Origin of the sequence: Aeromonas sp. SER, assembly GCF_038739615.1 — a bacterium.
GTDB lineage: Bacteria > Pseudomonadota > Gammaproteobacteria > Enterobacterales > Aeromonadaceae > Aeromonas > Aeromonas jandaei.
Genome location: NZ_JBCGFC010000011.1, coordinates 83,802 through 104,638, shown reverse-complemented (window position 1 = coordinate 104,638; position 20,837 = coordinate 83,802). Strand labels below are relative to the sequence as shown.

Annotated in this window: 20 protein-coding genes and 1 tRNA gene; 9 read left to right on the top strand and 12 right to left on the bottom strand. The window is 60.4% G+C overall.

Annotation, left to right across the window (positions count from 1 at the left end):
- Positions 1-45: 45 nt before the first annotated feature.
- Positions 46-333, bottom strand: coding sequence for a DUF3630 family protein (locus AAHA41_RS16305; protein ID WP_323068855.1), 288 nt, complete (start codon positions 331-333; stop codon positions 46-48).
- Positions 334-343: 10 nt separating this feature from the next.
- Entirely contained in the window at positions 344-1,771 is a 1,428-nt protein-coding gene (locus AAHA41_RS16300) for a YdiU family protein (RefSeq protein WP_323068857.1), read from the bottom strand.
- 106 nt (positions 1,772-1,877) lie between these two features.
- Here AAHA41_RS16300 and AAHA41_RS16295 point away from each other — a divergent pair, with 106 nt between their 5' ends.
- Positions 1,878-2,180 (top strand): cytochrome c, encoded by a 303-nt coding sequence (locus AAHA41_RS16295; RefSeq protein WP_323068859.1) that lies wholly within the window; start codon positions 1,878-1,880, stop codon positions 2,178-2,180.
- A 72-nt stretch (positions 2,181-2,252) separates the two neighbouring features.
- Here the strand turns inward: AAHA41_RS16295 and recQ are convergent, their stop codons facing one another.
- Complete coding sequence (gene recQ / locus AAHA41_RS16290; RefSeq protein ID WP_041209739.1) at positions 2,253-4,088, bottom strand: ATP-dependent DNA helicase RecQ; 1,836 nt, start codon at positions 4,086-4,088, stop codon at positions 2,253-2,255.
- 133 nt (positions 4,089-4,221) lie between these two features.
- Between recQ and AAHA41_RS16285 the strand changes: the two genes are divergently transcribed.
- Positions 4,222-4,686: a thioesterase family protein gene (locus tag AAHA41_RS16285; protein ID WP_323068862.1), complete on the top strand. Its 465-nt coding sequence runs from the start codon at positions 4,222-4,224 to the stop codon at positions 4,684-4,686.
- A gap of 124 nt (positions 4,687-4,810) precedes the next feature.
- Complete coding sequence (locus tag AAHA41_RS16280) at positions 4,811-5,338, top strand: hypothetical protein (protein ID WP_033115627.1); 528 nt, start codon at positions 4,811-4,813, stop codon at positions 5,336-5,338.
- 331 nt (positions 5,339-5,669) lie between these two features.
- Here AAHA41_RS16280 and AAHA41_RS16275 read toward each other — a convergent pair.
- The 9 genes from AAHA41_RS16275 to AAHA41_RS16235 all read right to left on the bottom strand — a co-directional run bounded on the left by AAHA41_RS16275 (position 5,670) and on the right by AAHA41_RS16235 (position 14,980).
- Positions 5,670-5,746: transfer RNA gene (locus tag AAHA41_RS16275), tRNA-Pro, on the bottom strand.
- A gap of 155 nt (positions 5,747-5,901) precedes the next feature.
- Positions 5,902-6,606, bottom strand: coding sequence for an MOSC domain-containing protein (locus AAHA41_RS16270; protein WP_323068863.1), 705 nt, complete (start codon positions 6,604-6,606; stop codon positions 5,902-5,904).
- A gap of 45 nt (positions 6,607-6,651) precedes the next feature.
- On the bottom strand, positions 6,652-7,494 hold the full coding sequence (locus AAHA41_RS16265) for an ABC transporter permease subunit (RefSeq protein ID WP_041209795.1): 843 nt from the start codon (positions 7,492-7,494) through the stop codon (positions 6,652-6,654).
- Positions 7,494-8,399: an ABC transporter permease subunit gene (locus AAHA41_RS16260; protein ID WP_041209743.1), complete on the bottom strand. Its 906-nt coding sequence runs from the start codon at positions 8,397-8,399 to the stop codon at positions 7,494-7,496. Before AAHA41_RS16260 ends, AAHA41_RS16265 begins: the two co-directional genes overlap by 1 nt.
- Complete coding sequence (gene potA, locus AAHA41_RS16255; protein WP_156854326.1) at positions 8,396-9,550, bottom strand: polyamine ABC transporter ATP-binding protein; 1,155 nt, start codon at positions 9,548-9,550, stop codon at positions 8,396-8,398. Before potA ends, AAHA41_RS16260 begins: the two co-directional genes overlap by 4 nt.
- A 78-nt stretch (positions 9,551-9,628) precedes the next feature.
- Complete coding sequence (locus AAHA41_RS16250) at positions 9,629-10,714, bottom strand: polyamine ABC transporter substrate-binding protein (protein ID WP_042029516.1); 1,086 nt, start codon at positions 10,712-10,714, stop codon at positions 9,629-9,631.
- Positions 10,715-10,834: 120 nt separating this feature from the next.
- Positions 10,835-11,932 carry a polyamine ABC transporter substrate-binding protein gene (locus AAHA41_RS16245; protein ID WP_081849363.1) on the bottom strand — a complete coding sequence of 366 codons (1,098 nt, stop codon included), beginning with the start codon at positions 11,930-11,932 and terminating at the stop codon, positions 10,835-10,837.
- A gap of 54 nt (positions 11,933-11,986) precedes the next feature.
- The gene (locus AAHA41_RS16240) at positions 11,987-13,348 is read right to left on the bottom strand and encodes an aspartate aminotransferase family protein (RefSeq protein ID WP_216994985.1); all 1,362 of its coding nucleotides are present in this window, start codon (positions 13,346-13,348) and stop codon (positions 11,987-11,989) included.
- A 300-nt stretch (positions 13,349-13,648) separates the two neighbouring features.
- Positions 13,649-14,980 (bottom strand): glutamine synthetase family protein, encoded by a 1,332-nt coding sequence (locus AAHA41_RS16235; RefSeq protein ID WP_041209747.1) that lies wholly within the window; start codon positions 14,978-14,980, stop codon positions 13,649-13,651.
- Positions 14,981-15,447: 467 nt separating this feature from the next.
- Between AAHA41_RS16235 and AAHA41_RS16230 the strand changes: the two genes are divergently transcribed.
- From AAHA41_RS16230 to yegD, 6 genes are all read left to right on the top strand, one after another.
- A complete protein-coding gene (locus tag AAHA41_RS16230) occupies positions 15,448-15,834 on the top strand; it encodes a TraR/DksA C4-type zinc finger protein (protein ID WP_033115635.1) in 387 nt (128 codons plus the stop codon).
- A gap of 150 nt (positions 15,835-15,984) precedes the next feature.
- A complete protein-coding gene (locus tag AAHA41_RS16225) occupies positions 15,985-16,842 on the top strand; it encodes a hypothetical protein (RefSeq protein ID WP_071913972.1) in 858 nt (285 codons plus the stop codon).
- A gap of 431 nt (positions 16,843-17,273) precedes the next feature.
- Positions 17,274-17,720 (top strand): Mpo1-like protein, encoded by a 447-nt coding sequence (locus AAHA41_RS16220; protein ID WP_323068865.1) that lies wholly within the window; start codon positions 17,274-17,276, stop codon positions 17,718-17,720.
- A 26-nt stretch (positions 17,721-17,746) separates the two neighbouring features.
- Positions 17,747-18,241: a CreA family protein gene (locus AAHA41_RS16215; protein ID WP_041209750.1), complete on the top strand. Its 495-nt coding sequence runs from the start codon at positions 17,747-17,749 to the stop codon at positions 18,239-18,241.
- Positions 18,242-18,315: 74 nt separating this feature from the next.
- Entirely contained in the window at positions 18,316-19,305 is a 990-nt protein-coding gene (locus AAHA41_RS16210; protein ID WP_041209751.1) for a 2-hydroxyacid dehydrogenase, read from the top strand.
- Between the two features lie 102 nt (positions 19,306-19,407).
- Positions 19,408-20,775: a molecular chaperone gene (yegD, locus tag AAHA41_RS16205; protein ID WP_323068866.1), complete on the top strand. Its 1,368-nt coding sequence runs from the start codon at positions 19,408-19,410 to the stop codon at positions 20,773-20,775.
- Positions 20,776-20,837 lie beyond the last annotated feature (62 nt).

Below are 20,837 nucleotides of genomic sequence, written 5' to 3'. Positions count from 1 at the left end.
TGGCGATAAGCGAAGCGCGAGATTATACGCCCCGCACGCGATAGTTCAATCTTTATGCTGTCTGGCAAGCCAGAGCAGCGCCTCCCGACCTTCAGGACGCACCGCCTCCAACCAGCAGCCGCTGTAGTGCTCAAACTCCAGTCTGAACTGGCTCCCCTCGAAATCCAGCAACCAGCTATGGCGATCGGCACCGACATCCCGCTCCAGTGGATGCAGCTCCCACGCCTGCAGCAGCGCCCCGGCCAAGGCCGGAAAGGTGTCCCAATCGAGAGCGGGGCACGTCAGCATGACAACTCCGGCATCGCTATCTATCTGCTTGATCTGCCATCTCATTCCAAATCTCTCAACTGCTGCAGGATAGCTCGCCACCGCAATACCATGCCGGTTGCGGGGTAGCGAGATCCTCATATTCGGGTTGCTCATCATAGGGGCGTTGCAAAGCGGCAAACAAGCGCTCGAACGGCTGCATATCGCCCGCCTCGGCAGCATCGATCACCTGCTGGGCCAGCGCATTGCGCAGCACATATTTGGGATTGATGGCACCCATCCGCGCCTTGCGCATGGCATCTTCGCTTTCTTCGCGCACCAGCCGCTCCCGGTAACGAGTCAACCACCCCTGCCACGCAGCGGGGTCGGCTAATAACACCAGCAAGGATGCCGGCCATGCCCCCTCTCCAGTCACCTCACCGAGCCGGCGCAGGAACAGGTGGTAATCCACCTTGTGGGCCGCCAGCAAACGGAACAGCTCGCGGAACAGCGCCGGGTCATCCTCCTCCCACACTGCCAGCCCGAGTTTGGCCCGCATCAGTTCGGAGTAGTGCAACATCAGCTGCTGCTCGTACTGGGCCAACGCCGCTGCCAGCGCATCACCGTCGACATGCCCCGCCAGCGCCTGCGCCAGCTTTTGCAGATTCCAGTAACCGACCGCCGGCTGCTGATCCAGCGCGTAACGACCCGCCGGATCCGAGTGATTGCAGACAAAGTCCGGCACATAGGCATCGATAAAGCCGTAGGGGCCGTAATCCAGCGTTAGGCCGAGCAGCGACATGTTGTCGGTGTTCATCACCCCGTGACAGAAGCCTGCCGCCTGCCATTTGGCAATCAGCCGCGCGGTGCGACGCACTACCTCGGCAAACAGTTCGGCGCAATTCTCCAGCTCGGGGAAGTGGTGGCACAGCAGATAATCGATAAGCAGCGGAATCTTCTCCCCCTGCCCGCTCCAGGCGAAATACTCGATATGACCGAAGCGCAGGTGGCTCGGGGCGGTGCGCAGCACGGTCGCCCCCGTCTCCACCTGTTCGCGGTAAACGGGTTCCTGGCTGCCCACCAGCACCAGCGCCCGGGTGGTCGGTATGCCAAGGGCATGGAGCGCCTCGGAGGCCAGATATTCGCGAATGCTCGAGCGCAATACGGCGCGGCCATCGCCAAAACGGGAGAACGGTGTCTTACCCGCCCCCTTTAGATGGAGATCCCAGCGCTGGCCATCTGGCGCCTGTTGCTCACCCAGCAGCAGCGCCCGGCCATCGCCAAGCCGTGGGCTATAGCCGCCGAACTGATGGCCCGCATACACCTGCGCCACCGGCTGCATGCCGGGCAGCAATTTCCCTTCGCCACAGCAGGCGATCCAGTCAGACTCGCTGACGCCTCCCAACCCCAGCTCTGCCAGCAAAGCGCGGTTGAGGTGAAGTAGCCGGGGTTGTTGTAGCGGCTGGGGCGCCACAGGTTCACAGGCCCAGGGCAGTTCGCTCGCAAAAGTGTTGATCAGCTTCATGGTTGTGCCATTCATCCCTGAGTATGCTCGTGTCACTCTTTATACTGCCGTCAGCAGGCTGTCCGCCAACCGGCAATCCTCATTTGTTCAATTCAAGGAGAAGAAGATGCAAAAGTGGCTATATGCCCTGCCCCTGCTGGCTCTGGCCTGGGTTCATCAGGTCAAGGCAGCCGATATCGAAGCGGGCAAGACCAAAGCGGCCGTCTGTGCTGCCTGTCACGGCGTGGAAGGCAAGGCGATGATCCCCAACTACCCCCATCTGGCCGGGCAGAATGCCGCCTATCTGGTGAAACAGCTGAAGGCTTTCAAGGATGGCAGCCGCAAAGAGCCCCTAATGGACCCCTTTATGGCACCACTCACCGATGCGGATATGGAGAATCTGGCAGCCTATTACGCCAGCCTCAAGTAATCTGCTGCGCCCGACTGTCGGGCGCCTCCCCGTTGGCGAAGCATCCATTCGGCCGTGCTTCGCCAAGCTTTCTTACCGTCGGCAATAGTCGATGATCAGGTCCATAAAGGCTTCACCGAAACGCTCCAGCTTGCGGTGACCGACGCCGTTGACCGCCAGCATTTCCTCCTCGGTCATCGGCATCAGCTGTGCCATCTCCACCAGTGTGGCATCGTTGAATACCACGTAGGGCGGCACCTCTTCATCTTCGGCAATCTGCTTGCGCAGGGCGCGCAGCTCCTTGAACAGCCGCTTGTCATAGTTGGCATTGTCGAGCAGGCCATTGCGCTTCTCCTTGCGGCTGGAGATGGGCTGCAAGCGGGGCACTGCCAGCTCCAGCTTCACCTCGCCACGCAGCACGGGGCGGGCCGCTTCGGTCAGTTGCAACACCAAGTTGCGGGTAATGTTCTGGGTCAGCAGCCCCTTGTGGATTAGCTGGCGGATCACGCTCATCCAGTATTCGTGGCTCTGATCCTTGCCGATGCCGTAGGTCGAGAGCTTGTCGTGGCCATGATCCTTGATGCGCTGGTTAAGCGAGCCGCGCAGCACCTCCACCACATAACCCACCCCGAAATTCTGCCCCACCCGCCAGACGCAGGAGAGCGCCTTCTGAGCATCTTCGGTGCCGTCATAGCTCTTGGGCGGATCGAGGCAGATATCGCAGTTGCCGCACGGCTTGTCGTTGTACTCGCCGAAGTAGTTGAGCAGCACCTGACGGCGGCAGGTCTGCGCCTCGGCAAAGGCCGCCATCACGTTGAGCTTGTACTGCTCCACCTGCAGCTGCTGAGGATTCTCGATGTTGTCGAGCAGGCGGCGCACCCGACCGATATCGGCAGGATCGTAGAGCAGCAACGCCTCGGCCGGGGTACCATCACGCCCGGCGCGACCGGTCTCCTGATAGTAGGATTCGATGTTCTTCGGAATGTCGTAGTGCACCACGAAGCGCACATTGGGCTTGTCGATACCCATACCGAACGCCACCGTCGCCACCACTATCTCGATGTCATCCTTGAGGAAGGCCTCCTGAGTCTGCTGACGCAGCTCGAGCGGCAGACCGGCATGATAGGGCGCCGCCTTGCAGCCGTGGCGGGATAGCCGCTCGGCCACCTCCTCCACCCGGTTGCGGCTGGAGCAGTAGACGATGCCGCAGTTGCCCTTCTGGCTCTGCACGTAGCGCAGCAACTGCTCGGCCGCCTTGAACTTCTCCACTAGGCTGTAGCGGATATTGGGGCGATCGAAGCTGGCAGTGTGGATAAAGGGATCGCTCAGCTCCAACCGGTGCAGCATATCGCTGCGGGTCGCCTCGTCGGCAGTCGCAGTTAGCGCCACCACCGGCACCTGCGGGAACCACTGTTTTAGCCGGCCGAGCGCCGCATACTCCGGTCGGAAGTCATGGCCCCACTGGGAGACGCAGTGCGCCTCGTCGATGGCGAACAGCCCGAGCGGCAACTCGGCCAGCCGGTCCATAAACTCGTGCTGCAGCAGTCGCTCGGGGGAGACATAGACCAGCTTGATCTCGCCACGACGCATGGCAGCGAAGTTCTGGATCATCTCCTCCCGACTCAGGGCCGAGTTGATGTAGACCGCCGCCACACCGTTGGCGCGCAGGCTGTCGACCTGATCCTTCATCAGTGAAATGAGGGGAGAGACCACCACCCCGAGCCCTGGCCGCAGCAGCGCCGGGATCTGGTAACAGAGCGACTTGCCGCCGCCGGTGGGCTTGAGCACCAGCGCATCGCGCCCCGCCACGATCTGCTCGATAATCTCGAGCTGACCCGGCCGGAACTGCTGATAGCCGAAGACCGCCTGCAGCAGGGCAAGCGGACTCTCTGGCTGAGGATCTGGCAGGGTTTCGGCAATCGCGGTCATGGGCTCTCCTTTGGGGTCGCCATTCTAAAGCAGCCGCCGCCCACAATAAACCTGCCATTGCGACTGTTAAAGAACTGTTGCAGACTGGCTGGAGCTTTTACTCGGCTTTGCAAACAGGGAGCGGATTCAAGGAATGAAACAGATGCTCAAGAAGATGGCGCTCAGTGGCATTGCCAACCTGTTCGCCGAAAAGATGCCCTTCAACAAACTGATCGGCATGCAGGTGACCCACTACGACTTCGACCGGGTGGAGCTGCGCATCAAGATGGAGGAGAAGCTGATCGGCAACCCCTTCCACAACATCCTGCACGGTGGCGTCACTGCCAGTCTGCTGGATGTTGCAGGTGGCATGATAGTCGCGGCCTCCTGCATCGATGAGCTGGAGGATTTTTCCCCCAGTTATCTCAAGGAGCGCTTCTCCCGCCTCGGCACCATAGATCTGCGGGTGGACTATCTGCGACCGGGACGCGGCAACGAGTTTATTGCCACCGCCCACATCATCCGGGCCGGCAGCAAGGTCGCGGTAGCCCGCATGGAGTTGCACAACGAAGAGGGGACCCATATCGCCTTTGGGACCGGCACCTATCTGGTAGGCTAAACGCCATTAATGCATAAAAAGCACTCTGCTAATCCACTTTTAATCATTAGATTCCCTACCCCCTCTGGTTAAAGCAGGTCCATACTCATAGTCGGGATTGTGTGCAGAGGGAGGATTGCAGGTGATGAGTGCGAAACTGGCCATCAAACCATCCAGAGCCTTGTTGACACAGCTCGAGTCCATGCTCGACGAGGTGCAGACACCCGAGTGTCGCCACTGGTTGGAACAGGAGCTTGAGGGGTATTCTCTCTCCTCACCCTTGCCTTGGTATCGCATCGTCCCCTGTCGGCAACGCGGTCACTTTCTGGACCTGAAGACGGGAAAATATTTGACCTGTCATATCAACAGTCAAACGCTAAGCCAACGCGATCTGGCCCAAATTCAGTTCATTTATGCCCGTGAACCCGCCGCCCACTATTTGCTGCAACGCAATTCCGGTATTGAGCCCTGGCCAGAACAGCTGCTGGAAGATTATCAGGAGCAGTTGATCCCCGGCCACCTATGCCTGCAAGCCTGGCATGAGCCCGTGATTTCATTACGTGAACAACTGATGGAGGGAATCGAACATTTTATTTGTGAGTACCCCAAACACGCGGCCTTGCTGCCCCAACACAGTTTAAAGGCTTTGCGGCATCAGCACTGGCATATCTGAACAAGCGCCTGGCGCGCAAGGAGGGCACCATAGACAATAACCATAACGAGATTGCCACAATCTAGAGTGCCGGAGTCAGAATAGACTCCACCAATGGGCCACCAAGCGGTGGCCCTTTTAATATCCGTGGTTTTGCTTCAACCCCGAATACAGCAAGTGAAATCACTCGGCCAATTGGCAGGTCGGCAGGTCGGCAGGTCGGCAGGTCGGCAGGTCGGCAGGTCGGCAGGTCGGCAGGTCGGCAGGTCGGCAGGTCGGCAGGTAAAGTGAATCGAGAAAACAGGAAAGCGAAATGCAAAAAGGCCGCTCTATTGAGCGGCCTTTTCAAATTTGGTCGGTGTGAGAGGATTCGAACCTCCGACCCCTTCGTCCCGAACGAAGTGCGCTACCAAGCTGCGCTACACACCGATGTCTGCGGGACGGGAATTTACCGAAAGGGCCGACCCGACACAAGCCTTTTTTGCATTTAAAGGGAAAAAAAGTGCAGTTCGCTCAACTATTCAGCACTCTTCACCCCCGTTTACCGAAATGCAGCCGGATGGTGACATTCCGCTAACTCTGCCTCAAGGCAAGCGCAGCGACACGGGCCCCAGCAGACGACGTTGCCAGTCAGTGACGGTGCCGTGCTCCAGCCAATCCGCCGCATGCTGACGCCAGTTGGGCGAGAGGGCCGGATTCTCCAGCAGCAACAACAGATCTGCTTCGTTACGTACCTGATTGAACAGGATATCGGCGGTGCGCTTTACCGTCAGCTCCGGGTAAGGCTTGTCTACCAGCTCCATGGTCGCCTCGGGTGTAATCATCCCCTCCTCCAGCACCCGCAGCAGCCAGCCACAACGGCCGCTCAGCTGCATCACCTGCGACATCTGGCCATAACCGAAACGCTGGTTGAGCTTGAAGCAGGGCGATCTCGGCTGACTTATCTGGATCAGTACCTCACCGAGTCGATAGACATCGCCAATACAGGCCTGCGTCTCGGTCAGACCGAGGCCAGAGAGGTTCTCGCCAAAGGCGGCGGGTTGCCAGGGAGTGCGGGGAGCAGGAAGACCCAACGCAGTTTGCCAGGTCTGCCACCAGGGATAATGGTCAGCTGGATAGAAGTGGAGCGCCCGATCCGGGCCGCCGTGATGACGCTGATCGCTCTGCTCATCCTCTTCCAGACCGACAAAGGTGCAACGAACCGGCACGGTCACCGCCTGCTTGTGGATGGCAGAGACAAGGCCGGGCACCAGCTCGGTGCCGCGGCCGCTAAAAAGGGAGATCCGCATTCTCATCCTCCGGGTTGACGAGAGAGTGCGGATCTTAACACGAGGTCAGGCAACCGCCTGCATCTGGGTGGTCATGGCGATCTCGGCACGGCGGCGCTTCTCCGCCTTGGCCATCAGATACCAGCTGCCAAAGGTAAACAGCGATACCGACAACAAAATCAGGCTGGCGACCGCGTTGATCTCCGGTTTCACGCCGAGCCGCACCGCCGAGAAGACCTCCATCGGCAAGGTGGTCGAGCCCGGGCCGGAGACGAAGCTGGCCAGCACCAGATCATCGAGCGACAGGGCAAACGACATCATGCCACCCGCCGCCAGCGAGGGGGCGATCATCGGGATGGTGATCAGGAAGAACACCTTCCATGGTTTGGCCCCCAGATCCATGGCTGCCTCTTCGATGGAGAGATCCAGCTCGCGCAGGCGCGCCGACACCACGATCGCCACATAGGCGGTACAGAAGGTGGTGTGGGCGATCCAGATGGTCAGCATGCCGCGCTCGGCAGGCCAGCCCACCAGCTGGGCCATCGCCACGAACAGCAGCAGCAGCGACAGACCGGTAATCACCTCGGGCATCACCAGCGGCGCCGTCACCATGCCGCCGAACAGGGTGCGGCCACGGAAGTGCGGGATCCGGGTCAGCACGAAAGCCGCCACCGTCCCCAGCGCCACCGCGGCGATCGCGGTATAGAAGGCGATCTCCAGCGAGCGCAGCACCGAACCGATCAGCTGCTTGTTGTCGAGCAGGCCAAAGTACCACTTGAGCGACCAGCCCCCCCATACCGTCACCAGCTTGGAGGCGTTGAAGGAGTAGATCACCATGATGACCATGGGCAGATAGATAAACAGCAGCCCCAGCCAGAGCATCAGCTTGGCAAAACCAAAACGTCTCATCATGCCTTGCCCTCCAGCTCTTTGGCCTGGTTACGGTTGAACAGGATTATGGGGATGATCAGCACCGCCAGCATCACCACCGCCAACGCAGAGGCCACCGGCCAGTCGCGGTTGTTGAAGAACTCCTGCCACAGCACCTTACCGATCATCAGTGTCTCCGGGCCGCCCAGCAGTTCCGGGATAACAAACTCCCCCACCACCGGAATGAACACCAGCATGCAGCCGGCGATGATGCCGTTCTTGGAGAGCGGCACCGTGATCTGCCAGAAGCGGGTCAGGTTGCGGGCTCCCAGATCGGATGCAGCTTCCAGCAAGCTCTGGTCATGCTTGACCAGATTGGCGTAGAGCGGCAGCACCATGAATGGCAGGTAGGAGTAAACGATGCCGATATAGACCGCCAGGTTGGTGTTGAGGATCTGCAGCGGCTCGTGGATCAGACCGATGCTCAACAAGAAGCTGTTGAGCAAGCCGTTGTTGCTGAGAATGCCCATCCAGGCGTAGACCCGGATCAAAATCGCGGTCCAGGTCGGCATCATAATGAGCAGCAGCAGAACGGTCTGGGTCTCCTTGTTGGCTCGGGCGATGGAGTAGGCCATCGGATAGCCGATCAGCAGACAGAGGATGGTGCTGATAAGGGCCATCTTGAGCGAACCAAGATAGGCGGCGATATAGAGCTCATCCTCCTGCAACATCAGGTAGTTGCCCATGTTGAGCAGGATGGTGAGCTGGTTGTCGGCCCAGCTCACCACGTCGGTGTACGGCGGGATCGCCACATCCGCTTCGGCAAAGCTGATCTTCAGCACGATGATGAAGGGCAGCAGGAAGAAGAGGAACAGCCAGAAGAAGGGGATGCCGATCACCAGCTGGCGACCCCACACATGCTTCAGTCGTCTCAATGCCTTCATGATTGCAGCACCACGCCGCTGTCATCTTCCCAGTAGAGGAACACCTGGTCATCCCAGGTTGGCCGTTTGCCGTGGCGTTCGGCATTGGCGATGAAAGCCTGAACGATTTTGCCCGAGGGCAGTTCAATGTGATAAACCGAGTGGCCGCCCAGATAGGCGATGTCGTAGACCTTGCCTTTGGTCCAGTTGAAGTCCGGATGCTCGATCTCCGCCGGTTTTTGCAGGCTCATCAGCAGCTTCTCCGGGCGCAGGGCGTAGGTCACCTTCTTGTTCTCGGCACGGGAGCTGATACCGTGGCCCACATAGATGGGCTGCTCCAGATCGGCACAGGCGATGATGGCATGGTCCTGCTCATCCTCCACCAGCAGACCGTCGAACAGGTTGACGTTGCCGATGAACTCGCACACCAGCCGGCTGGCCGGGGTTTCGTAGATATCCATCGGGCTGCCGATCTGCTCGATGCAACCGAGGTGCATGATGGCGATCCGCTCTGCCATGGTCATCGCCTCTTCCTGATCGTGGGTCACCATGACGCAGGTCACCCCGACCCGTTCGATGATCTCGACCAGCTCCAGCTGCATCTGGGAGCGCAGCTTCTTGTCGAGCGCCCCCATGGGTTCATCCAGCAGCAGCAGTTTGGGGCGTTTGGCCAGCGAACGGGCCAGTGCCACCCGCTGGCGCTGGCCACCTGAGAGCTGGTGCGGCTTGCGGCGGGCATACTGGGTCATCTGCACCAGCTTGAGCATCTCCTCAACCCGGGCATCGATCTCCGGCTTGGGCAGGCCATCCTGCTTGAGGCCGAAGGCGATGTTTTGCGCCACCGTCATATGGGGGAACAGGGCATAGGACTGGAACATCATGTTGATGGGACGCTCGTAGGGCGGCATATCGGTGATATCGACACCATCGAGATAGAGCCGCCCCTCGGTCGGACGTTCGAAACCGGCCAGCATCCGCAACAGGGTCGACTTGCCGGAGCCGGAGCCACCGAGCAGGGCGAAGATCTCCCCCTTGTTGATGTTGAGCGATACGTTATCGACAGCCAGCGTTTCATCGAACTGCTTGCTTACCCGATCAATCTTGACCAGCACTTCTTTACGCTGCTGGCTGCCCTCGAGGGCTTTCTTGTAGGCACTGGAGGCTATCGCCATTACCAAACTCCCCAACGTGATATCGACCTCGCGGCCGATCCATAAAAGCAATTTGGCGCCCCCGAACGGGCACCAAGGTTAGGTTCCGGACTTGACCTTGCTCCAACTCCGGGTCATCAGCCGCTGGATTGCACGAGGATGTTCCTGAGAGACATAGAGTCGTGCCAACACCGGCTGAGGTGGATAAACAGATTGATCATCGCGCACCTTCTCATCCATGAACGCCGCCGCCCTGGCATTGGGATTCGCATAGCCCACATAGTTGCTGACCTTGGCGATCACCTCGGGCTGGAGGACGTAGTTGATGAGGGCGTGCGCCTCTTTGACATTGGTGGCATCGGCCGGGATCGCCATCATGTCGAACCAGAGATTGCCCCCCTCCTTCGGGATGCTGTAGGCAATCTTCACCCCCTTGCCGGCCTCGTTGGCCCGCGCGGCGGCCTGCAGAATGTCGCCGGAGAAACCCGCCGCCACGCAGATATCGCCGTTGGCGAGATCACCGATGTACTTGGAGGAGTGGAAATAGGCGACATAGGGGCGCACCTTGAGCAGCTGCTCTTCGGCCCGCTTGATGTCCGCCGGCTCATGGCTGTTGGGATCGAGCCCCAGATAGTTGAGGGCGGCAGGGATCATCTCGTCGGCGGAGTCGAGGAAGGCGACGCCGCAACGGGAGAGCTTCTCCATGTTTTCCGGTTCGAAAATAACCGCCCAGGAGTCGATCTTGTCGACCCCCAGCACAGCCTTGATCTTGTCGACGTTGTAGCCGATACCGTTGGTACCCCAGAGATAGGGCACGGCGTATTGATGGCCCGGATCCACCTTGTCGAGCTGGCTGAGCAGCACGGGATCCAGGTTGGCCATATTGGGCAGCAGGGATTTGTCCAGCTTCTGGAACGCTCCCGCCTTGATCTGTTTGGCCAGAAAGTTGTTGGAGGGCACCACCAGATCATAACCGGTACGCCCCGTCAGCAACTTCCCCTCCAGGGTCTCGTTGGAATCGAACACGTCATAGACGGTCTTGATCCCGGTCGCCTGCTGGAAATCGCTGAGGGTGGTCTCGCCGATATAATCAGACCAGTTGTAGAAATGGAGTTCAGTTGCTGCCTGAACGCCACTTGCCAACCCCATGGTCAGGGCAATGGTTGCCAATCTGGTTGTATGCACGGTTTCAGTTCTCCTGTGTTTAGTGGTTGACCGTCTGCGCATCCTCTCGCGCGGCCCATCCCGAAAGATGGCATCACTACCCTCCCGGCCGAACTGCGGACCGGGAGGGGCACTCGTCACTTACTTGCCGGACTTGATCTTGGTCCAGCTGCGCGTCATCACACGCTGCACCTTGGCCGGCAAATCCGGGAAGGTGTAAATCTTCTGCATGGTCTCTTCGCTCGGATAGATACCCGGGTCGTTGCGGATCTCCGCATTGACCAGCGGGGTCGCCGCCTTATTGCCGTTCGGGAATTTCACCACGTTGGTGATGTTGGCGATCACCTCGGGCTTCATCAGGTAGTTGATAAAGACGTGGGCGGATTCGACGTTCTGGGCATCGGCCGGGATGGCGATCATGTCAAAGAAGCTGCCAGCCCCCTCTTTCGGGATGGTGTAGGTCAGCGACACGCCGTTGTTGGCCTCCGCCGCCCGCGCCTTGGACTGCTGCAAGTCACCGGAGTAACCGACCGCCACGCAGAGGTTGCCGTTGGCCAGATCCGAGATGTACTTGGAGGAGTGGAAATAGGCGGTATAGGGACGGATGGAGAGGAACAGTGCCTCGGCCTTCTTCAGCTCGTCCGGCTTCTGGCTATCCGGCTTGAAGCCCAGATATTGCAGAGCGGCCGGCAGCATTTCGGTCGGCGAGTCGAGGAAGGAGACACCGCACTCCTTCAGCTTGGCCATGTTCTCCGGCTTGAACACCAGATCCCAGGAGTTGACCGGCGCATCGGCCCCCAGCACCGCCTTCACCTTCTCGGGGTTGTAGGCATAGCCGATGGTGCCCCACATGTAGGGGATGGAGTACTGGTTGCCCGGGTCACTCGGCTCGAGCGCCTTGAGCAGGGCTGGGTCCATATTTTGCCAGTTGGGAAGCTTGGACTTGTCCAGTTTCTGGAACACGCCCGCCTTGATCTGCTTGGCCAGGAAGGGGTTGGACGGCACGACGATGTCATAGCCCGATTTGCCGGCCAGCAACTTGGCCTCCAGCACCTCGTTACTGTCGAACACGTCATACACCACCTTGATGCCCGTCTCTTTCTGGAAGTTATCCAGGGTATCCGGCGCGATGTAGTCGCTCCAGTTGTAGACGTGCAACACCTTCTCGTCGGCCATTGCTCCGGCACTTGCCATGACCAGAGCCACAGAGGCAGCGATCACTCCCGTTTTGAAAGACATCATCCTTGTCTCCTAAGCAAATTGTATGCGCATGCCAACCTGCCCGGCCGCACCTCAACCCTTCAGCTTGGCGGCTGTCAGATCCAGACTGAGCCTGGCGAGCTTGACCAATTCATCAACCTGTTCCTCGGTGATGACCAAGGGGGGCGATATGATCATGGTATCGCCTACCGCCCTCATCACCAAGCCATTGTTAAAGCAGAACTCCCGGCAGGTCATCCCCGCATTTGCGTGGGCTGGAAAACGCTGGTTGGTCTGTTTGTCCTGCACTATTTCCAGTGCGGCAACCAGTCCGCGGCCACGGGTTTCCCCTACCAGCGGATGGTCGGCCAGCTCCGCCCAGCGGCGCTGCAAATAGGGGCCGATGGTATCATGGACGCGCTTAACTATGCTCTCCTTTTGCATAAGCTGGATATTGGCAACCGCCACCGCACAGGAGACCGGGTGACCCGAATAGGTGAAGCCGTGGTTGAACTCGCCCCCCTCCTCCACCAGCACCCTGGCGACCCGATCGCTCACCATGACGGCGCCGAGCGGCAGGTAACCCGAGGTGATCCCCTTGGCCAGACACATCAGATCCGGCTTGATGCCAAACCCTTCGCTGGCAAACCAGTGACCGGTGCGGCCAAAGCCGCAGATCACCTCGTCGGCGATGAGCAGGATGCCGTAGTGATCGCAGATACGCTGGATCTCGGGCCAGTAGCTGTCGGGCGGAATGATGACGCCGCCCGCTCCCTGGATCGGCTCGCCGATAAAGGCAGCTACCTTGTCCACCCCCAGCTCCAGAATCTTCTGCTCCAGCTGGCGAGCACGCTCCAACCCGAATTCGTGGGCACTCATCCCCTGCCCTTCACCGAAGTGATAGGGCTGGTCGATATGGACTATGCCGGGAATGGGCAGGTTGCCCTGCTGATGCATCCCCTTCATGCCACCCAGACTCGCCCCCGCCACGGTGGAGCCGTGGTAGGCGTTGTGGCGGCTGATGATCACCTGCTTCTCCGGCTGCCCCTTGCTGGCCCAGTAGTGGCGCACCATCCGCAGCACGGTGTCGTTGCACTCGGAACCTGAGCCGGTAAAGAAGACGTGGTTGAGATGGGACGGCGTCACTTCGGCCAGCAGGGTGGCCAGCTCGATCACCGGCGGGTGCGCGGTCTGGAAAAAGAGGTTGTAGTAGGGAAGCTGCTCCATCTGTCTGGCCGCGGCATCCACCAGCTCCTGCCGACCATAACCCATGTTGACACACCAGAGTCCCGCCATGCCGTCCAGAATGCGCTTGCCCTCGGAGTCTTCCAGATAGACGCCACTGGCCCTGGTGATGATACGGCTGCCCTTCTTGTTCAGGGCCTGAAAGTCGGTAAAGGGGTGCAGGTGGTGGCTGGCATCCTGTTGCTGCCACTCACGGGTAGTCTGTTGCATTGTTAGCTCCTCGGTTCCTTCGATTTAGCTGGTTCTGTTCGTCAATCATCAGGAGGGCTGCCACTCCCGCAGTCACGGTCACTTTCGGGCGACCTGCGGCTGCAGCGCGGCTTGCTCCTCGCGTTCTTAATTCGAGCCAAAAAACTGTTATCAACCATGCAACCAGAGCGGTGGCGAGCCACTTTTCGCTCGCAAACATCCGCGGGGGGAGGCACTCCTCCATCCCGTATTACCGGTTACAGGCAGGGGAGGCAGCCTGCCTCCCCGGTGCGGACGATGCGTGGCCGGCACGCATCCGGGTCAGACGTTCAGCAGCAGGAACTCGCGCTCCCAACGGCTGATCACCCCGAAGTAGGTCTCGTACTCTTTGCGTTTGACCGCCACAAAGGCACGGGTAAAGCGCTCGCCCAGCATCTCCTTGATGGGGTCGCACTGCTCCAGATGGCTGAGGGCCTCCTCCAGCGAACGGGGCAGGCTGTAGGGCAGCTCGTAGGCGCTCGATTTCATCTCCGGCAACGGCTCCAGCTTCTCCATCATGCCGAGATAGCCGCACGCCAGAGTGGCGGCCAGCGCCAGATAGGGGTTGGCATCGGCACCGGCGAAGCGGTTCTCCACCCGGCGGGCACTGGGGTCGGAGAAGGGCACGCGCAGGCCGCAGGTGCGGTTTTCCACCCCCCACTGGACGTTGCGCGGCGCGCTCTCGCCGAAGGTGAGGCGGCGGTAGGAGTTGACGTTGGGAGCCAGCAGGGCGGTCACCGCGGGGGTGTACTTCTGCAGACCGGCGATGAAGTGCATGAACAGCTCGGAGTTGCCGCCATCCGGGGTACCGAACAGGTTGCGGCCGTTCATATCCTCCAGACTCTGGTGGATGTGCATGGCGGAGCCCGGCTCGTTGCTCATCGGCTTGGCCATGAAGGTGGCGTAGATGCCGTGACGGTGGGCCGCCTCGCGCATGGTGCGCTTGAACAGGAATACCTGATCGGCCAGATCGATGGCATCCCCGTGCAGGAAGTTGATCTCCATCTGGGCGGCACCGGACTCGTGGATCAGGGTATCCACCTCCAGCTCCTGCGCCTCGCAGTAGTCATACATATCCTCGAAGATGGGGTCGAATTCGTTGACCGCATCGATACTGAACGACTGGCGGGCGGTCTCCGGGCGACCGTTGCGGCCGACCGGCGGCATCAGCGGATAGTCGGGATCTTCATTGCGGGTGACCAGATAGAACTCCAGCTCGGGCGCCACCACAGGTTTCCACCCCTGCTTCTCGTAAAATGACAAAACGCGACGCAGCACAGAGCGCGGCGCGATGTCGATCAGCTTGCCGTTGACGTCGAAACAGTCGTGGATCACCTGGGCAGTCGGCTCCAGCGCCCAGGGGACAAAGCGGATGGTATTGGGGTCGGGATAGAGCTGCATGTCCCGCTCCAGCGGGTCGATCATGCTGTCGTCATCCGGATACTCACCTGTCACTGTCTGGGTGAAGATCACCTCGGGCAGTCGCATGCCCCCTTCGCGCAAAAACTTGTTGGCTGGAATGATCTTGCCCCGGGCGTTGCCGGTGAAATCCGGGAACAGACACTCCACTTCCGTGATGCGATTGCTCTCCATCCAGCCCTTGATACTGTCCATGTTAAACCCCGACTCTACGGTTGCCATTGGCAAGGGTGTCTAATATATGGAACACCCTTGTTATAAAATTGTAATCAACACCACCATAAAAGCCCGCCATGAAGGGCAATGTCAAGGGTGTGTGTTTAAAAAACTATAAATAACGGCGCATATAATGACCAATGCGGCACCAAATACTAAACACTCGTGGCCTCGCCTCTCGCCAGTGCAAAGCCGGTGCCAACCGGCCAGAACCAGATGTCAGATCCCGTCAGATCAGCCGCTAAAGAGGCCATTTTTTTGCAAAGGCGCACAATCCGTATCCTATTTGCTTTGCTTGGCTGCTTTTTTTTGGTACAAGGCCCGCCCTGATTTGCACTCTCTTGCATGAAAACGGTGCAAATCGGGATACAAGGGCTTGGTCTGCAGGCAGACAGCCCCCATAAACAGGGATAATTGGGTTAGTAAACTGACTGGTAGTAAATCGTATGTGTGATTTCATGACTGAAGACCAACTGGCCTTTTACAAGGGACAGATCGAGCGCCAGATCCTCGAACTCGAAGATCGCCTCAACTCCCAGGCCAGCCAGGCCATCGCCACCGACACCAACGAGATGGCCGATGAAATTGACCGTGCCAGCATCGAGGAAGCCCGCCGTCTGGAGCTGAACCGCATCGAGCACGACAAGCTGCACCTGCGCAAACTGCGCGGCGCGCTGAAGCGCATCAGCGAAGGAGATTTCGGTTACTGCGAATCTTGCGGCGACGAGATCTCTCTCAAGCGTCTGCATGCCCGTCCGGAGTCCCGGTTCTGCGTCGAGTGCCAGAGCACCAAGGAATTCAACGATACCCACGTGTTCCGCCGCGTCGCCTGATCCCTCTCCGGGAAACCACTCTCCTCTGGCAGCAATAGGCGGTCGACAAGCGAGGGCCAACGCCTGAATCTTGCACACCGCGCCGCAGCAAGAGGGTGAAAAGTTCTGTTAGACTCCGGGCACGTCCCGGACTCTACAGGAGAACAGAGAGTGAAATGGCTCATCAAACTGTGTTTGTGCCTGCCGCTGCTGGCACAAGCACAGGTTCTGACGGTCAAGGTGCCCAGTCGCCCCGTCAACAATCTCGATCAGGAGTACCAGTACAAGCTGCTGGAACTGGCCCTGACCCACTCCGGTACCCCCTTTCGCATCCAACCTGTCGAGCTTGATCTCAACCAGTTCACCCTCCAGCAGCAGCTGAGCAAGGGCAAGACCATCAATGTCTTCTGGATGGGCACCTCCAGCGCGCTCGAATCCTCCCTGCTGGCCGTCCCCATTCCGCTGTTTCGCGGTCTGGAAGGGCTGCGCCTCTCCTTCATCCACGCTGATGCCCAGGAGAAGTTCAACCAGATCAATACCCTGGCTGATTTGAGACAGATGAAAGCGGCGCAAGGAGTCGGTTGGGCCGACAACAAGATTCTGGAAAGTGCCGGCATCCCGACCTACTCCGGTCGCTTCAGCACCCTGTTTCGCCTCATCAACGACGGCGACAAGGTCGATTTCTTTCCGCGCGCCATGGTGGAGATCTTCGCCGAGCGCAGCGAGCTGGTGGCGCAATACCCCAACCTCGCCATCGAGCAGCATCTGCTGATCCGCTACCCCTTCGCCCAGTTCTTCTTCGTCAGCCCCGAGTACCCCGAACTGGCCAAGGCGATCCAGACCGGCCTTGAGCGGGCCTATGCCGACGGCAGCTTCATGCAGTTCTTCCGTGAAAACCCGAAGATCCGCGAAGCGCTGGCCAGCGCCAATCTCGACCAGCGGGTCACCATCCAGCTGCCCAACCCCGATATGACGCCGTTGCTCAAGAGCATTCCGGCACAATATTGGGAATACCCTCCGCAGGGATAAGCTGCCAGCCGCCCCGTCAGGGGCGGTGCTGTTTTTGCCCCTATCAATGCTGATGCAGCCGGACTCCCCCTCTTGGGATCGGACCAGCGCCTGTGACAGCCGCTGACGGGCGCAGAGCTGCGCCTATGGCGGGATCCGGCTAGCTATAAGTTAAAATTGGGCCATAAAGGCAAAACCCATAAATTAAATTTATAGTGATGCCAAAGCCCACCGGGCAGGCGGTCAGCACGGTGCACAGGCCCGCCAGAGCCATCGCCCGATCCAAACCATTTCTCTTGCATCACCCCTTGCCGCTATCTGATCAGAACGCTGCATGGGCCGGCGTTGCCATCTGGCATTGGTCGCGCGCTTCCGCCATCATGCTTGCGATGCCGCGCCCGTTTACCGGGGTGGCCAGAGCAGCGAACCAGAGCGTGCGCCAGGGAGGAGCCATGAAGGGAATCGAAGAGTGGTTTGAGGAGTACGGCCAGAGCCATCGCCATCCGGTCAACGTCGCCATCCACAAGCTGGCGGTGCCGGGCATCTATCTCTGCTCGCTGGGGCTGCTCTGGAGCCTGCCTGCCGGACCGCTGCCAGCGGGGCTCAACTGGGCGGCGGTGGCCGCCATTCCGGTACTGGCCTTCTACCTGCAGCTGTCGTTTGCCCTGTTCGTCGGGATGGCGGGGCTGACCGCGCTCGGGCTGGCCTTCTGCCACCAGTGGCAGTGGCCGCTGCTGTGGCCCGCGCTGTTTATCTTCATGCTGCTCTGGATAGCCCAGTTTGTCGGCCACAGGATCGAGGGCAAGCGCCCCTCCTTCCTTGCCGACCTGCAATTTCTGCTGATAGGCCCCGCCTGGGTGCTTGCCAGCCTCTATCGTCGCCTGGGCATTCCCTATTGAGGGAGGCCGGGCCAACAGGAGAGACCATGTCATACCGCCACACTCTTAATTCACCTCTGCGCCGCGCCCTGCCCCTGCTGCTGGGCGCCCTGTTCGCCGGCCCGGCGCTGGCCGACAAGGCTGATACCGTCGGCGAGGTAAGCACCGCCTTCAAGCTGTTCGGCCCCAACCACAAGATCCTGGTGGAGGCGTTCGACGATCCCCGCATCGACGGCGTCGCCTGCTATCTGGCGCGCCCCAAGACCGGCGGCGTCAAGGGCGGGCTCGGGCTGGCGGAAGATCCCTCCCACGCCTCCCTCTCGTGCCACCAGATCGGCCCCATCACCCTGCCCGCGAAACTGAAAGCGGGGGAAGAGGTGTTCGACGTCAGCACCTCGCTGGTGTTCAAGGAGCAGAAGGTGGTGCGCTTTTACGACCAGAAGCGCAATGCGCTGGTTTACCTGACCTACAGCACCAAGCTGGTGGATGGTTCGTACAAGAGTGCAGTCAGCGCCGTCCCCATCATGCCGTGGGGGCAATAACCAGCCGGTTTGTCCGGTGATAGTTGACTCGCTTTGTTGTAATTTAACTACAAATCATCTGCGGAGAGCACACCATGAAAGTCGCCGTATTCAGCACCAAGAGCTATGACAAAGAGCATTTCACCCAGGCCAACAGCCGCTTCGGCTTTGAACTGGAGTTCTTCGATGTGCGGCTGGAGGCCAAGACGGCCCGACTGGCCCACGGCTTCCCGGTGGTGTGCCTGTTCGTTAATGACGACGCCGACCGCGAGGTGCTGACCGAGCTGGCGGCCAACGGCACCAGGGTGATCGCCCTGCGCTGTGCCGGTTACAACAATGTGGATCTGGCCGCCGCCAGGGAGCTGGGCATGAAGGTGGTGCGAGTGCCAGCCTACTCCCCCGAGGCAGTGGCCGAGCACGCGGTAGGCATGATGATGTGCCTCAACCGCCGCATCCACAAAGCCTATCAGCGCACCCGCGACGCCAACTTCTCGCTGGAGGGGCTGGTCGGCTTCAACATGCACGGCCGCACCGCCGGCATCATCGGCACCGGCAAGATCGGCATCGCCACCCTGCGTATCCTCAAGGGGTTCGGCATGCGCCTGCTGGTGAACGACCCTTACCAGAATCCGGCTGCCATCGAGCTGGGGGCCGAGTATGTGGATCTCGACACCCTGTTCCGCCAGTCCGACGTCATCAGCCTGCACTGCCCGCTGTTCAAGGAGAACTACCACCTGCTCAATCAGGAGGCGTTCGCCAAGATGAAGGACGGGGTGATGATCATCAACACCAGCCGCGGCGGCCTACTCGACTCCAACGCCGCCATCGAGGCGCTCAAGACTTCCCGCATCGGCGCGCTGGGGCTGGACGTCTACGAAGAGGAAGAGGATCTCTTCTTCTCCGACAAGTCCAACGAGGTGATCACCGATGATGTGTTCCGCCGTTTGTCAGCATGCCACAACGTGCTGTTCACCGGTCATCAGGCCTTCCTGACCCGCGAGGCGCTGCACGCCATCGCCGACACCACCCTCGGCAACATTCAGGCTATCGAGAGTCAGGGCCGCAGCGACAACGAGGTCGAGTAACCCCCGCGCGCTATTGCAGCGCCTCATCTCTGCACGCCGGGTTGTGAGACCCGGCGCCATCGGGTAGGCTAGCTCCCCTTTTTTCCTAGGAGCTGACTGCCCATGTTTATCGGATTTGATTACGGTACCTCCAACTGTGCCGTGGCCGTGATGGAACAGGGCAGCCCGCGGCTGCTCAATCTCGGCCCCTCCCGCTACCTCCCCTCCACCCTGCACGCGCCGCACCGGGATGCCATCGCCGGCCTGCTGGCCGAAGGGCTGGCCGACAGCCAGCAGGCGGCCTATCTCAAGCTGCGCGGCCCCGTGGTGACACGGGCCCAGGCGGTGCGACGCCAGATGCGCGAAGAGGGGCTGATCGACGAGCTGAGCTTTGGCTCCGCCGCGCTGGAGCGCTATCTGGAGGAGCCGGATGAGGGCTACTACATCAAGTCGCCGAAATCCTTCCTCGGCGCCTACGGCCTCAAGGCCCCCCAGATCGCCCTGTTCGAAGATATCGTCTGCGCCATGATGCTCCACGTCCGCCAGCAGGCGGAGCAGCAGCTCGGCGCCCCGATCCGTCAGGCGGTGATCGGCCGTCCGGTCAACTTTCAGGGCTTGGCTGGCGAAGAGAGCAACCGTCAGGCCATCGCCATTCTGAGCGAAGCGGCCCGCATCGCCGGCTTCGAGCAGGTGGAGTTTCTCTACGAACCGGTGGCGGCCGGTTTTGAATTCGAGGCCCGCCTCACCGAAGACGCCGTGGTGCTGGTGGTGGATATCGGCGGCGGTACCACCGACTGCTCCATGCTGCGGATGGGCCCGAGCTACCGCGACCGGCTCGATCGCAGCGACGATCTGCTCGGCCACAGCGGCCAGCGGATCGGCGGCAACGACTTCGACATCCGCCTGACGGTAGAGGGGATGATGCCGCTGCTCGGGATGCACGAGGTGCTCAAAACCGGCAAACCGCTGCCCCACCCGCTGTTCTGGGATGCAGCCGCCATCAACGATGTCAGCGCCCAGAGCCGTTTTTACAGTCTCGATACCGCCCGCCAGCTGCAGGATCTGCAGCTCGACAGCCAGCCCGGCAGCAAGCTGAGCCGCCTTGCCAACCTGCGGGCTCACAAGCTGAGCCACCAGCTGGTCTGGCGCGCCGAGCAGGGCAAGATCGCCCTCTCGGAGCAGGAGAGCAGCCGCCACTCCCTGAGCGAGCTGGAAAAAGGGCTGGAGGCGGAGCTGACCCGCGAGCAGCTGGCCGGAGCCTCGGCCCTACTGCTGGAGAAGATTGGCGAGCTGATGGATGAGGCGATCGCCGCCGCCGGCGTGCAGCCCGATCGCATCTTCGTCACCGGCGGTAGCGCCCGCTCGCCGCTGATCGCCAGCTTTATCCGCCAGAAGCTGCCGACCATCCCGCTCGAGGGTGGCGATGACTTCGGCTCGGTGGCCGCCGGTCTGGCCCGTTATGCCGAGCGGATCTTCGCAACCAAGCCCTGAATGGGGCTAAATCGCCAGAGTGTTGCCATTTAACGACACTCTGGCGGCAAAGGGGCGACAGA